At 70.3% G+C, this 13,933-nt stretch carries 13 protein-coding genes; 4 read left to right on the forward strand and 9 right to left on the reverse strand.

Annotation, left to right across the window (positions count from 1 at the left end):
* Positions 1 to 11: 11 nt before the first annotated feature.
* The gene (locus ACWF7A_RS28235) at positions 12 to 896 is read right to left on the reverse strand and encodes an XRE family transcriptional regulator (RefSeq protein WP_452253509.1); all 885 of its coding nucleotides are present in this window, start codon (positions 894 to 896) and stop codon (positions 12 to 14) included.
* A gap of 177 nt (positions 897 to 1,073) precedes the next feature.
* Between ACWF7A_RS28235 and ACWF7A_RS28240 the strand changes: the two genes are divergently transcribed.
* Positions 1,074 to 2,246: a S8 family peptidase gene (locus ACWF7A_RS28240; RefSeq protein ID WP_452253510.1), complete on the forward strand. Its 1,173-nt coding sequence runs from the start codon at positions 1,074 to 1,076 to the stop codon at positions 2,244 to 2,246.
* Positions 2,247 to 2,376: 130 nt separating this feature from the next.
* Here the strand turns inward: ACWF7A_RS28240 and ACWF7A_RS28245 are convergent, their stop codons facing one another.
* From ACWF7A_RS28245 to ACWF7A_RS28280, 8 genes are all read right to left on the reverse strand, one after another.
* Entirely contained in the window at positions 2,377 to 3,258 is an 882-nt protein-coding gene (locus ACWF7A_RS28245; RefSeq protein WP_452253511.1) for a hypothetical protein, read from the reverse strand.
* Positions 3,259 to 3,324: 66 nt separating this feature from the next.
* Positions 3,325 to 4,458 carry an imidazolonepropionase gene (hutI, locus tag ACWF7A_RS28250; protein ID WP_452253512.1) on the reverse strand — a complete coding sequence of 378 codons (1,134 nt, stop codon included), beginning with the start codon at positions 4,456 to 4,458 and terminating at the stop codon, positions 3,325 to 3,327.
* Positions 4,455 to 5,729 (reverse strand): formimidoylglutamate deiminase, encoded by a 1,275-nt coding sequence (locus ACWF7A_RS28255; RefSeq protein ID WP_452253513.1) that lies wholly within the window; start codon positions 5,727 to 5,729, stop codon positions 4,455 to 4,457. The genes hutI and ACWF7A_RS28255 overlap by 4 nt, the downstream gene beginning before the upstream one ends.
* Positions 5,726 to 6,895, reverse strand: coding sequence for an allantoate amidohydrolase (locus ACWF7A_RS28260; RefSeq protein ID WP_452253514.1), 1,170 nt, complete (start codon positions 6,893 to 6,895; stop codon positions 5,726 to 5,728). The genes ACWF7A_RS28255 and ACWF7A_RS28260 overlap by 4 nt, the downstream gene beginning before the upstream one ends.
* A complete protein-coding gene (hutU, locus tag ACWF7A_RS28265; protein WP_452253515.1) occupies positions 6,895 to 8,541 on the reverse strand; it encodes a urocanate hydratase in 1,647 nt (548 codons plus the stop codon). The genes ACWF7A_RS28260 and hutU overlap by 1 nt, the downstream gene beginning before the upstream one ends.
* Entirely contained in the window at positions 8,538 to 10,043 is a 1,506-nt protein-coding gene (hutH, locus tag ACWF7A_RS28270; RefSeq protein WP_452253516.1) for a histidine ammonia-lyase, read from the reverse strand. Before hutH ends, hutU begins: the two co-directional genes overlap by 4 nt.
* A 239-nt stretch (positions 10,044 to 10,282) precedes the next feature.
* Positions 10,283 to 11,194 carry a hypothetical protein gene (locus ACWF7A_RS28275; RefSeq protein ID WP_452253517.1) on the reverse strand — a complete coding sequence of 304 codons (912 nt, stop codon included), beginning with the start codon at positions 11,192 to 11,194 and terminating at the stop codon, positions 10,283 to 10,285.
* Positions 11,191 to 11,718: a SigE family RNA polymerase sigma factor gene (locus tag ACWF7A_RS28280; protein WP_452253518.1), complete on the reverse strand. Its 528-nt coding sequence runs from the start codon at positions 11,716 to 11,718 to the stop codon at positions 11,191 to 11,193. The genes ACWF7A_RS28275 and ACWF7A_RS28280 overlap by 4 nt, the downstream gene beginning before the upstream one ends.
* A 113-nt stretch (positions 11,719 to 11,831) precedes the next feature.
* Between ACWF7A_RS28280 and ACWF7A_RS28285 the strand changes: the two genes are divergently transcribed.
* From ACWF7A_RS28285 to ACWF7A_RS28295, 3 genes are read left to right on the forward strand one after another with little or no spacing between them, the layout of a single operon-like run.
* Positions 11,832 to 12,617 carry an IclR family transcriptional regulator gene (locus ACWF7A_RS28285; RefSeq protein ID WP_452253519.1) on the forward strand — a complete coding sequence of 262 codons (786 nt, stop codon included), beginning with the start codon at positions 11,832 to 11,834 and terminating at the stop codon, positions 12,615 to 12,617.
* 36 nt (positions 12,618 to 12,653) lie between these two features.
* Complete coding sequence (locus tag ACWF7A_RS28290) at positions 12,654 to 13,076, forward strand: MarR family winged helix-turn-helix transcriptional regulator (RefSeq protein ID WP_452253520.1); 423 nt, start codon at positions 12,654 to 12,656, stop codon at positions 13,074 to 13,076.
* Positions 13,077 to 13,086: 10 nt separating this feature from the next.
* The gene (locus ACWF7A_RS28295) at positions 13,087 to 13,929 is read left to right on the forward strand and encodes a haloalkane dehalogenase (RefSeq protein ID WP_452253521.1); all 843 of its coding nucleotides are present in this window, start codon (positions 13,087 to 13,089) and stop codon (positions 13,927 to 13,929) included.
* Positions 13,930 to 13,933: the final 4 nt, after the last annotated feature.

Genomic DNA, 13,933 nt, shown 5'->3' on the forward strand with positions numbered 1-13,933 from the left:
AGCGAGGGCCGCTACTCCCACTCCCACTTGATGCCGTAGACCCAGCCGGGCTGGGCCTCGTGCACGACGAGGTGAGCGGAGGCGGTCGTGCCGATCCACAGCTCACGGGTGTCGACGTCCGGCGCACCCGGTTCGGGGCGGCTGAAGCTGTGACACCGCACGGGAACCGCGTCCGGGTGGAACTCGACCTCCAGCACGTAGTCGCGCAGCGGCCGGACGAACCGGCGGTCCGCGGAGACGCTGTCCGCGCCGGGGTCGGAGGTGTACCTCAGGTCGACGAGCGCGGTGTCCCCCGCCCGCAGCACGCGGTCGAGGATGATCTCCGCGACGTACAGCTTGTGCTCGTCGTCGCTGCGCACCCGGCCGACCCGGCACGACCTCTCGGCGAAGATCCCGCCGGGAGAGCGGTCGTCCTCGTCCGCGTACTTCGCGACGAGGATCCGGTCGACGCCGTCCTCGAAGGCCTCGATCACCGAGCTGGTCCGCATCTCGACCTCGCGCCGGTCCGGGCCGATCACCGTCAGGTCCCGGACGGAGAGGTACTTCGCGGGGTACGGCAGGAGCTTGTCGACGCGGGCGATGGCGCGGCCGAGGTCGATCGCGGCCTCCTGCCAGATCCCCTCCAGCGCGGCGGCCCGCTCGACCCACCGCCCCCGCGGCCGTTTGTCGCCGAGACTGCCCGTCAGCGCTCCCGGTGCCACCCGCAGGATCTCCTCGAGGGCGGCGACGGCCTGCAGCGACTCGGGTCGTTCCGGACGGCTGCGGCCGCGGCGCCAGTACGAGAGCGTCGACAGGCTCACCTGCAGACCGCGCAGCTCCAAGTGGTGCTGGATCCGCTCCAGGCTGAGGCCGCTGGTCTCCACGGCCTTCGTCAACGCCTCGGCGAATTCCTGCACGCCCGAATGCTACGGCCAGTGATCGAATCCGGCTCGGCCAGCCACGGCGAGTACCTGAAAACGGTATCGACACAGTTTTGACAGTATTGAGAACTGAAGTTTCGAACCTGTTATCCGAAGCACATGTCGAGTTAGTTTCTTCGTGTTCCCCAGTTCATTCCCTGCCAGGAGGAACCCATGGCACTTCGGCGTCATGTCGCCATAGCCGCGGCATTGGGCATCGCTTCCACAGCGATGTGGACGCCCACCGCGATCGCCGAACAGTCAGTGCTCCCCGGCGCGGGCGCACAAGCGGTCGAGGGCAGCTACATCGTGGTGCTGAAGGACGGAGCGCGCACCCCTGCCAGCGCGTTGGCGTCCCGCTACCAGGGCAACGTCAAGCACACCTACAGCGCCGCGCTGAACGGGTTCTCGGTCACCGGAATGTCCGAACGTCAGGCGCGCCGCCTCGCGGCCGACCCGGACGTGCAATTCGTCGAGCGCAACACGTTCGCCACGATCCAGGCCACCCAGTCGAACCCGACGTGGGGTCTCGACCGGATCGACCAGGCGAACCTGCCTCTGAGCAAGTCCTACACGTACCCGAACACCGCGTCGAACGTGACCGCTTACGTTCTCGACACCGGAATCAGGAAAACGCATTCCGAATTCGAGGGCCGCGCTTCCGACGGTTACGACTTCATCGACAACGACGCCGTCGCCCAGGACTGCCAGGGCCACGGAACGCACGTCGCCGGCACGGTCGGAGGCAAGACCTACGGCGTCGCGAAGAAGGCCAAGCTCGTCGGCGTCCGCGTCCTCGACTGCAACGGCAGCGGCGCGTGGGACGGCATCATCCGCGGCATCGACTGGGTGACGGCCAACGGCAAGAAGCCCGCCGTCGTCAACATGAGCCTCGGTGGCAGCGGCACGAACAGCTCGCTGGAGAACGCCGTCAGGCGCTCGATCAGCGCGGGCTTCACCTACGTGCTGGCGGGCGGCAACAGCGGCCAGGACGCCTGCAACTTCACCCCGGCCCGCACGCCTGAGGCGATCACCGTCGGCGCGTCCGACCGCACCGACAAGCGGTCGATCTACAGCGCGGGCTCGTCGAACTACGGCAGTTGCCTCGACATCTGGGCGCCGGGTAGCGACATCATCTCCGCCTCGCACAGCACCGACACCGGCACGCGGTCCATGGGCGGCACGTCGATGGCCTCCCCGCACGTCGCCGGAGCGGCCGCGCTCCACCTGAGCGCGAACCCGTCCGCGACGCCCGCCCAGGTGCGCAACGCCCTGGTCGGTGCGGCCACGCCGAACAAGCTGACCGACATCAGGACGGGTTCGCCGAACCTGTTGCTGAAGGTCTAGGAACCTGCTGTCGCCGCCTCCCTGCAGCGGTGACGGCCATCCTGGGCGCCCTTGATGAGCAGGCCGAATGCGGCTCGGCCGAGCGCATCGTTTCGACTGGGGGCGCTTGCGGTGGGAGTGGGAGTAGCGGCTACTCCCACTCCCACCGCACTCCATAGATTCCGGGCTTCGAGTTCCGCACGTGGATGTGCGTCGACGCCGTCGTCCCGATCCACAGGTCGTTGAGAGCGGTCTCCGGCTCGTGCAGCGAGGGCCGGGCGAACTGGAAACAGCGAGCGGGCACCGCGTCCGGGCGGAAGTCGATCTGCAGCGTGTAGTCGTTCACCGGACGCAGGAACCGCCGGTCGCACACCTCGCTGTCGGCCCCCGGTCTCATCCGGACCGTGTAGTCGACCAGAGCCGTCTCTCCCGCTCTGAGCATCCGGTCGAAGAGGATCTCCGCGACGAGGAACCCCGTCGAGTCCTCGCTGCGCACCCTCCCGAGCCGGCACGGCGGGCCCGCCTCGATCGACGGGACGCCGAGGTCCGTGGCATCGGCCAGCTGGATGGCGAGGAACCTGTCGACGCCGTCCTCCAGCGCCTGGATCACGCCCGTGCAGTGGTTCGAGACCTCACGGCGGTCCGGCCCGACGACCTGCCGGTCCTGGACGCTCAGGTAGGTGGTCGCGGTCGGCTGCAGGCGGTCGATGCGCGACATGACCTCGCCGAGGTCGGTGGCCCGCGAGTCCCACATGTCCTCCAGGGACAGCGATTGGTCCACCCAGCGGCCCCGTGGCCGCTTGTCGCCCAGCCGGTCGGTCAGGAAGCCCTCACCGAGGTCGAGCAGCTCCTCCAGGGCAGCGACGACCTTCAACGACTCCGGGCGTTCCGGACGGCTGCGGCCGCGGCGCCAGTAGCTGAGCGTCGAGATGCTGACCTGCATGCCCCGGGCGGCCAGGTGGTGCTGGATGCGTTCGAGGCTGAGGCCGCTGTTGTCGACGGCTTTCGTCAGGGCCTCCGCGAAATCCACCACGGGGACACCGTACGGCCCCGCACCTTCCGCCAACAGGCCCACACGAAGGGTGCTGAGACTCCTGTCTCAATTGGTGCGCACGCCCTTATGCCACACAGAGTGGGTCAAAGGAACTCCCGGACGATAGGCCAGGTGCGTGATCGAGGGTGCGTCCAGCACGTGTAGATCAGCCCTCGTACCAGGCCTGATGACCCCGACGTCGGTGCGCCGCAACGCTTGTGCGCCGCCGGCCGTCGCCGCCCAGACCGCTTCCTCGACGCTCATCCGCATCTGCAGGACCGCTGTCGTCACGCAGAACGCCATCGACGAGGTGTACGACGAGCCGGGGTTGCAGTTGCTGGCGAGCGCGACCGTGGCCCCGGCGTCGAGCAGGGCGCGGGCGGGCGGCAGCGACTGGCGGGTCGAGAGGTCGCACGCCGGGAGCAGCGTCGCGACCGTGTCCGACGACGCCAGCGCGTCGACGTCGTCCGCCGACAGGTACGTGCAGTGGTCCACCGACGCGGCGCCGAGCTCGACGGCCAGCCGCACACCGGGGCCCTCGCCGAGCTGGTTGCCGTGGACGCGCAGGCCCAGGCCCTTCTGCCGCGCGGCGACGAGGACGGCCTTCGACTGGTCGTAGTCGAACGCGCCCTTCTCGCAGAACACGTCGGCCCAGCGCACGAACGGCGCGACGGCGTCGAGCATCTCGCCGCGGACCAGCTCGACGTACGTGTCCGCGTCCTCGCCCGGCGGTACCAGGTGAGCGCCGAGGAACGTGACCTCGTCGGCCTGCTCGGCGGCGATGCGCGCGGACCGCACCTCGTCGGGGACGTTCAGGCCGTAACCGGTCTTCGTCTCGACGAACGTGGTGCCCTGCCTGAGCGCTTCGGCGATGTGCCGGCGCAGGACCGCGGCCAGTTCCTCGTCGGACGCGGCACGGGTCGCGCCGACGGTCACGGCGATACCGCCCGCGGTGTAGGGCTTGCCGGCCATGCGCGCGCCGAACTCGGCGGTGCGGTCGCCCGCGAACACCAGGTGGGTGTGGCTGTCGACCCAGCCGGGCAGCACCGCGCGGCCCTCGACGTCGACGCGTTCGTCGGCGGCCGGAGCACTCGAGGCGTCGCCCACCCAGGCGATCTCGGAACCGTCGATCACCAGCGCGTCCCCGGTGGACTCGCTGTTCGTGGTCAGCTCACCGATACCGGTGATCAGCACGCTCATGCCCACAGCTCCTCGATCGCGTCCGACAGCAGCCTGCCGACGTCTCCCAGCTTCTCGTGCACGCCCCCGCTCGCGACCACCCGGCCGCCGACCACCACGGTGTCCACATCGGACGCCGTCGCCGACATCAGCACCTGCTGCGGCAACGAACCCGCGGTGCGCGGCGTCGAGCAGCTGATGGCCACGAGGTCGCACGGCAGGCCGGCCTCGATGCGTCCGGCGTCCCAGCCGATCGCCGAGTGACGGGTGGCCGCGTCGAGCAGTTCGGCAGGCGAGAAACGGCCTCGCTGGCCGGTCCTGAGCCGCTCGTTGTGCTCCAGGGCGCGGGTCTCCAGCAGCGGGTCGATCACCGCGTGCTGGTCGCTGCCCAGCGACAACGGGCTGCCCGCGTCGGCCAGTTCACGCGCCGGGCCGATGCCGTCGGCCAGGTCCGCCTCGGTCGTCGGGCAGAAGCACGCGCCGGTGCCCGAGGCTCCGAGCAACCCGATGTCCTCTGGCGTCAGGTGCGTGGCGTGCACGGCCGTCGTGCGCGGGGACAACGCGCCGGCCTCGTGCAGCAGACCGGTCGGCGTCCGCCCGTAGGCGGCGAGACAGGCCTCGTTCTCGGCGGGCTGCTCCGACAGGTGGACGTGCAGCGGCGCGTCCGGAAATGCCTGTGCCACCGTCGAAAGCTCGGCACGCGGCACCGCGCGGACCGAGTGGATCGCGGCACCGACGCGCATCACGTCGTCGGACTCCAGCTCGCCGACCCGCGAAGCCCACGCTTCGGCCGTGCCGTCGGAGAACCGCTGTTGCACCTCGTTGACGGGCTGGTCGATGCCGCCCGCGAGGTAGCAGGTGTCGAGCAGCGTCAGCCGGATCCCGGCATCGGACGCCGCCTCGCGCAACGCGTAGCCGAACTCGTTCGACCTGTCGTGGACGTAGTGGAACTCGCCCACGGCCGACACCCCGGCGAGCGCCATCTCGCCGTAGACCGCGCGGGCCAGGCGGTAGTACGACTGCGGGGTGAGGCGAGAGGCCAGCGCATACATGCCCTCCCGCCACGTCCAGAACGTGCCGCCACCGTCGTGCGTCCGGCCGCGCAACGCCCGGTGGAACGCGTGCGAGTGCGCGTTCGCGAAGCCCGGCACGACGACGCCGTGCAGCCGCCGCACCCCCAGCGGAATCGTGTCCACTGTGGACACCTGCGCGATCACGCCGTTCTCGACCCTGATCAGGACGCGTTCGGCGAGCCCGGAGGGCAACCAGGCCCGCTCGCACCAGAAGTTCATGAGCCGAGGTGTTCGATCGTCGCGGCCAGCGCCCGGACGCCCTCGTCGACGTCGGCCTGCTCGGCGAACTCCTCCGGCGCGTGGCTCACGCCGGTGGGGTTGCGCACGAACAGCATCGCCGTCGGCACGTGCTCGGCGAGGATGCCCGCGTCGTGACCCGCACCGGTCGGCAGCGCCGGAACGCCACCGAGCGCGCCCGCGATGTCGTCCCGCAGAGCCGAGTCGAAGTGCACCGTGTCGCCGTACGACTCCTCGGTGATCCGCAGCTCGCAGCCCTCCTCCTTGGCGGCCGCGTGAGCCGCCTCGGAGATCTCCGCGACCATCGCACGGGTGCGTGCGTCGTCGCTGTCCCGCGCGTCCAGCCAGACGTCCACGGTGGACGCGATGACGTTGGTGCCACCGGGGTTGGGGACGAGCCTTCCCACGGTGGCACGTCCGCCACCCCTGGCCGCCTTCCTGGCGGCGAGGACGAGCTGTGATGCCGGGAGCATCGGGTCACGACGGTCTTCGATCAACGTCGCTCCGGCGTGGTTGCCCTCACCGGAGAACGTGAAGCGCCACCGGCCGTGCGCGAGGATGCTCGAAGCGACGCCGACCGGAACGGTCAGGCCGCGGCCCTGTTCGACGTGCAGCTCGACGAACTGGCCGATGCGCTTCAACGCCTTCTCGTCACGACCGGCCAGATCGGGGTTGTAACCGGCCGCCTTCATGGCCTCGGCCAGGGTCACCCCGTCCGGGTCCTTGAGCCCCAACGCCTTCTCCGGCGAGATGGCCCCGGTCAGGAGCCTGCTGCCGAGACAGGCGACGCCGAACCGGCCGCCCTCCTCCTCGGCGAAGACCGTGATCGCGAACGGCCGCGCCGGCGTGAACCCCTTGGCCTGCAGGAGGTCCACGGCTTCGAGAGCCGAGGTCACCCCGAGCGGGCCGTCGAACGCGCCACCTCCGGGCACCGAGTCGAGGTGGCTGCCGGTGATGAGCGCGTTGTCGCCGCGCTCGCCCCACCACGCCCAGAGGTTGCCGTTCTGGTCGGTCTCCACGTTGAGACCGCGCCGGACCGCCTGCTCCACGAACCAGTGCCGCAGTTCGAGCTCGGGCTTGTTGTAACCGTGGCGCGAGTAGCCGCCGCGCTTCGGGTCCTTGCCGACGTCCGCGATCTGGTCGAGCATCAGCCCTCCATAGGGATGCGGACGCCCTTGTCCGCTGCCACGGTCTTGGCCTCGTCGTACCCTGCGTCCACGTGCCGGATGACGCCCATGCCGGGGTCGTTGGTCAGCACGCGCTCGATCTTCTGCGCGGCCAGCTCGGTGCCGTCCGCGACGGTCACCTGGCCGGCGTGGATCGACCGGCCGATGCCCACGCCACCACCGTGGTGGATCGACACCCAGGTCGCACCCGAGGCCGTGTTGACCAGGGCGTTGAGCAGCGGCCAGTCCGCGATCGCGTCGGACCCGTCGGCCATCGCCTCGGTCTCGCGGTACGGGGAGGCCACCGAGCCGCAGTCGAGGTGGTCGCGGCCGATGACGATCGGCGCGGACAGCTCGCCGGACGCCACCATCTCGTTGAACTTGAGGCCCGCGAGGTGCCGTTCGCCGTAGCCGAGCCAGCAGATGCGGGCGGGCAGGCCCTGGAACTCGACGCGCTCCCCCGCCATCTTGATCCAGCGGTGCAGCTGCTCGTTCTCCGGGAAGAGCTCCAGGATCGCCTTGTCGGTCTTGGCGATGTCGGCCGGGTCGCCGGACAGCGCGGCCCAGCGGAACGGGCCCTTGCCCTCGCAGAACAGCGGGCGGATGTAGGCGGGCACGAAGCCGGGGAACGCGAACGCGCGCTCGTAGCCGCCGAGCTGTGCCTCACCACGGATCGAGTTGCCGTAGTCGAACACCTCGGCGCCGCGGTCCATGAACCCGACCATCGCCTCGACGTGGTCCGCCATCGACTTGCGCGCGCGGTCGGTGAACTCCTCGGGCTTCGCGGCGGCGTAGTCCTGCCACTCGTCCAGCGAGACACCGACGGGCAGGTACGCCAACGGGTCGTGCGCGGACGTCTGGTCCGTGACGATGTCGACGGCGACCTCGCGGCGCAGCAGCTCGGGGAGGATCTCCGCCGCGTTCCCCACGACACCGACGGACACGGCCTCACCGGCGGCCTTGGCGGCCAGCACGCGCTCGATGGCGGAGTCCAGGTCGTCGGCGATCTCGTCGAGGTAGCGGGTCTCCAGGCGACGCTGGGCGCGGTGCGGGTCGACCTCGATGCACAGCGCGACGCCCTCGTTCATCGTCACGGCGAGAGGCTGCGCACCGCCCATGCCACCCAGTCCGGCGGTGACCGTCAACGTGCCCCTGAGCGTGCCGTTGAAGCGCTTGGTGGCGACGGCGGCGAACGTCTCGAAGGTGCCCTGCAGGATGCCCTGGGTGCCGATGTAGATCCACGAGCCGGCGGTCATCTGCCCGTACATCGTGAGGCCCTCGGCCTCCAGGCGGCGGAACTCGGGCCAGTTCGCCCAGTCCGGCACGAGGTTCGAGTTCGCGATGAGCACGCGCGGCGCCCACTCGTTCGTGCGCATGACACCGACCGGACGGCCGGACTGCACGAGCAGCGTCTCGTCGGCCTCGAGGTTCTTCAGCTCGCGGGTGATCGCGTCGAACGACGGCCAGTCGCGCGCGGCCTTGCCGGTGCCGCCGTAGACGACGAGGTCCTCGGGACGCTCGGCGACGTCCGGGTCGAGGTTGTTGTGGAACATCCGCAGCGCGGCCTCGGTCGACCAGTTCTTCGCGGACAGTTCGGTGCCGCGGTCGGCGCGAACGGTGGTCATCACAGAACTCCACTTCGGATGAGGGCCTCGGCGGCGGCGATCTCGGGGGCGAGGTGGCGGTCGGGACCAGGTCCCTGGACCGTCTCGCGCAGCTTCGCCACGGCGGCGGCCGTCGCGGGGGCGGGCTTGAGGGGCGCGCGCAGGTCGAGAGCCCGTGCGGCGGTGAGCAGTTCGATGGCCAGCACGGTCGTGAGACCGTCCACGGCCTTGCGCAGCTTGCGAGCAGCAGACCAACCCATCGACACGTGGTCCTCCTGCATCGCGGAGGACGGGATGGAGTCGACGGACGCCGGCACCGCGAGGCGCTTGAGCTCGGACACGATCGCGGCCTGCGTGTACTGGGCGATCATGTGGCCGGAGTCGACGCCGGGGTCGTCCGCGAGGAACGGCGGCAGGCCGTGCGAGCGGGAGACGTCGAGCATGCGGTCGGTGCGACGCTCGGCGATCGAGGCCACGTCCGCGAGCGGGATGGCCAGGAAGTCCAGCGCGTAGGCCACGGGGGCGCCGTGGAAGTTGCCGTTGGACTCGACGCGGCCGTCCGCCAGCACGACGGGGTTGTCGATCACGGACGCCAGCTCGCGGTCGGCCACCGTCGCCGCGTACGCCACGGTGTCGCGGGCCGCGCCGTGCACCTGCGGGGAGCAGCGCAGCGAGTACGCGTCCTGGACGCGGGTGCAGTCCGGGCCGCGGTGCGAGGCGACGATCTCGGAGTCCCGCAGGAACGCGAGCATCCGGGCGGCGCTCAGGTTCTGGCCGGGGTGCGGGCGCAGCGCGTGCAGCTCCGGCTCGAAGACGCGGTCGGTGCCGAGCAGGGCCTCGACGCTCATCGCGGCGGTGAGGTCCGCGATGTCCAGCAGCTTCGTGAGGTCGGCGATCGCCAGCGACAGCATGCCGAGCATGCCGTCGGTGCCGTTGATCAGCGCGAGGCCTTCCTTCTCGGCCAGCTGCACCGGTTCGATGCCCGCTTCGGCGAGTGCCTCCGCGGCGGGCACCAGCTCGTCGCGCGAGTTGCGGACCATGCCCTCGCCCATGAGCGCCAGCGCGTTCGCGGACAACGGCGCGAGGTCGCCGGAGCAGCCCAGCGAGCCGTACTCGTGCACGACCGGCGTGATGCCGGCGTTCAGCATCCCGGCCATCGCGTCCACAGTGGACAGCCGAACGCCGGTGTGGCCGGTCGAGAGCGTGCGCAGGCGCAGCAACATCAGCGCCCGGACGACCTCGCGTTCGACCTCGGGACCGGAACCGGCGGCGTGCGAGCGGATCAGCGACCGCTGCAGCTGGGCACGGCGGTCCGGCGGGATGTGCCGGACGGCGAGCGCGCCGAACCCGGTCGAGACGCCGTAGGTGGGGCGTTCGGCCGTGGCGAGCTGTTCGATGTGGCCGCGGGCGGTGGTGACCGCCTCCCTGGCCGCCGCGGTGATCTCCACCGGGGCGCCGTCGCGGGCGACGGCATGAACGTCCTCGAGGGTCAGAGGCTTCGGACCCAGCTCCACCGGTTGTCGCATGCAGACATCACAGCGCTCCGGGGCCGACTCAGCGACCCCGGAGCGCGGATGGGTGTCTGGGACTCCAGACAGGGGCTAGGGCGTGTCCCGGAAGTCCCGTCGGGCGGCAGTGGCGGCCGAGGGCCACGGAGACGGCACCGCCGCGACGCCCGAATACGCCCGGTATGAGGGCGTGGCGGCGGCACCGCCTCCGGGTCTCTCGCCAGCGCCTCTCACCGAACGAACTTGCAGGACAGCGCCTAGAGGCCCTTGCCGATCCAGCCGGTGTCGGGTTTGCCGGCGAGCTCGACCTCGTTCACCAGCTCGACCAGCAGGTCGGACCAGTCACTGGCGGTCGCCGAGATCCACAGGCCGCCGTCCTGGACGGCCACGGTGTTGCCGTTGCGCACGCCCTGCTTGCCGCGCACGGTCAGCGGTTCGTTCGGCGCGGGCAGCTCCGGCTTCTCCGTCGCCACCTGCACGGAGATCGAGTCCCTGCCCAGCGACGCCTTCCACCTGTCCGGCGCTGTGCCTCGAACGACCTGGGCGTGCTTGCCTTCGAGCTTGAACGGCGGCTCGTACGCGATCTTGGCGTCGGCTCGCACCGACTCGGCCACGCGCAGGGCGACCTCGCGTGCGTCGCCCATGCCGTTCACGGACACTTCCAAGACGTCCTGCGCCTTCCAGACGACGGTCGCGGCGTCGTTCCTGACCTGCGCCCGTGCCTCCAGGCCGCGGACGGTGGCCAGGTCCCACCCGTTGACGTCCGGCATACCGCCGAGCGTTCTGATCACAACGCCCGGAGTGCCGTAGGGCTCGGCGCCCGGCGGGCCCCACACCCTCGTGGGTGTCGTGTTCGTGGCGCGGAGGCTCTCGACGAACCCGGTCGGCAGCCAGTGCGGCGCGTACTTGAACGCACCGCCCTTGCCCTCGTCCCGCACGAGCGCGGCGGCGGCGTCGTTCGTGTTGGGCGGCGTGTACCTGTCGCTGGCGATGACGCCCGCGAAGATCAGGACGGCGACCGCGGCCATGCCGGCCGTGGCGATCAGGAAGATGTTGTTCCGCTGCCGCTTGCGCTTGCGTCGCAGGGCGTTGAGCGTCGGCCCGGGGTGCGGAGTGCGTTCGGCCAGCTGGCCGAGTGCCTCCTTGATCAGCTGTTCGGTGTCGTTCACGACAGGCCCTCCCCGATCCGCAACCCGACACCAGCGGGTTCCGGCGTGTGGTCCAGGCGGAGTGTGGCCAGCGCACGCGAGATGTGGCTGCGCACTGTTCCCTCGGCACAACCGAGCATCTGTGCGATCTCCGAGTCCTCGTAGTTCTCGTAGTAGCGGAGCACGACGGCGGCCCGCTGTTTGCGGGGGAGCTTCGCGATCCGCTGCAACATGGCTTCCCGCTCGTCGTAGTGGTGCGTCTTGTCTGCGACGGGCGGGGTGACGGACTCAAGGGTGGTCATGCAGAGGGCGACGTCCTTGGCGGCCCTGCGTCTGCGCCACGAGAGGTACTCGTTGGTCACCATGCGCTTGACGTAGGCGTGAGGGAGGTCGACTGAACCGATGCGATCCCACTTCTGCTGCGCACGCAGCAGCACTTCCTGGACCACGTCCTGGGCCAGGTGCGGGTCGCACGTGAGCACGGTGGCATAGCGCAGCAACGGGGTTACCTGTTCCGCCACGAAGTCATCGAAACTCGGTGTCAATCCCGACCCCCTTCAAAACCGTCACACCCCTCCAACGCTCCCCGGGCGTGTTCTGTTGAGTGTGCCCTGATGTAGTAACGGCGTGGGCTGCATCACGTGGGAAAATCACGGATGTGGGCAGCAGCAGTGACGTTCCCGCGCTCCGGCGTGGGCTAGCGGTCCTCCGGCTGCTGGCGGGCAGACCGGGGCCCGTCTCCGCGGCATCGGTCGCGCGTGAGCTCAACCTGCCCAGGTCAACGACGTACCACCTGCTCTCGGAGCTGACCGAGGCCGGCTTCGCGACGCACTTCCCCGAGGAGAAGCGCTACGGCCTGGGCGTCGCGGCGTTCGAGCTCGGCTCGGCCTACCTCCGCCACGACCCGCTGGAGCGCCTGGCTCGCCCGCTGCTGCGCAAGCTCGCCGATCGGATGGAGAAGGTGGCGCATCTGGGTGTACTGCACGGAGCGGAGGCCCTGTACCTGGTACGGGAGCAGCCCCGGCAGCCCCAGTCGATCGTGTCCGACGTCGGCGTCCGGCTGCCCGCCCACCTCACCGCGTCGGGTCGCGCGATGCTGGCACACCTGCCTCCCGCGCAGGTCAGGGCGTTGCTGCCGTCCGTCGCGGCGTTCGTCGACCGGACCGGGCGCGGGCCGCACAACCTCCCGGCACTGCGCCGGCTGCTGACGCTGGAACGCCGGCAGGGCTGGTCGGTCGAGGACGGGTTCGTCACGGCGGGGTTCGCCTCGGTGGCGGCGCCGGTGTTCGACCACGGCGAGCGGCCGATCGCGGCGATCACGCTGACGTTCCGGCACGTGTGCGACACACCGTGCGGCCAGACATGGCCTGACCTGGCCAAAGAGGTGCGCAAGGCGGCCGAGGAGCTGACGGTCCGGATCGGTGGCCACGCGGCTTCGAGTTAGTAGCCATGTACATAGTATCCATGTACCGTATCTGTCATGAGCAGTGCGGGACCGACGCCTGGGCACCTCGTGTGGCGTCTGGCGATGAAGTGGCGGACGGCCGTCGACCGCGCGTTGGACCCTCTCGGGCTGACGCACGCGCAGTACGTCGTGCTGTCGTCTCTGGTCGCCCTCGACAAGCCGTCGCAACGCGAACTCGCCGACCACACCGGCCTCGAACCGCTGTACGTCTCGAAGCTGGCGCGGTCGCTGGAGGCCGCGGGGTTCGTCTCGCGCACCCGTGACGCCGTCGACACCCGGACCATGCGGCTGGCCCTGACCCCGCACGGCCTCGACGTGGTCGAACCCGCGATCACGACGGTTCGCTCCCTGATGGACCGCCTGCTGACGCCGCTGGGGGACAGAACCGACGCCCTGTCCCGCGACCTGACCGCACTGCTCGCCGTCCCCCTCGACTGAGGAGCCAGCGATGCCCGTCGTCCCCGTTCTCGACTCGACCATGCACTACGAGGAGCACGGCGACACGCCGTTCGTGTTCCTGCACGGCAACCCCGCCTCGTCGCACATCTGGCGCAACGTCCTGCCGGAGCTGGGCGGGCTCGCCCCCGACCTCATCGGCATGGGCAGATCCGGCAAGCCGGACATCGGCTACTCGTTCGACGACCACTCCCGCTACCTCGACGCGTGGTTCGACGCCCTCGAACTGGACCGCGTCGTGCTGGTCGGTCACGACTGGGGAGGCTCTCTGGCGTTCGACTGGGCGGCCCGGCACCCGTCCCGCGTCGCGGGCGTCGCCTTCTTCGAGACGATGCTGAAGCCCATGAACAGCGCCGACCTGCCGCCGGCCGCACGGGAACGGACGCGCCGGTTCCGCACACCCGGCGTGGCCGAGGAACTGGTGCTGGACCAGGACACCCTCGTGCGTCAGGCCTTCACCGGCGGCGTGCGCACGCCCGTCTCGGACGAGGACCTGGCCACGTACCTGGCGCCGTTCCCGGACCGCGAGAGCCGCCGCCCGTTGCTGGCGTGGGTGCGACAGCTCCCGGTCGACGGCGACCCTCCGGCGCTCATCCCCCGCATGCAGGCCTACGGCGAGTGGCTGACTGCGTCACCCGTGCCGAAGCTTTTGATGACCTTCGAGAACTCTCCGACGCTGGCCATCGGTCCCGCGCTCACCGCGTGGTGCCGGGAGAACATCGCCGCGCTGGACGTCGTCGCTCTCGGCGAGGCCGGGCACCACGCGCAGGAGGACAAGCCCAAGGAGATCGCAACCTGCATCACGGCCTGGGCAGAACAACACAACCTTGCTTAGATCG

The organism is Lentzea sp. NPDC055074, from assembly GCF_053608005.1.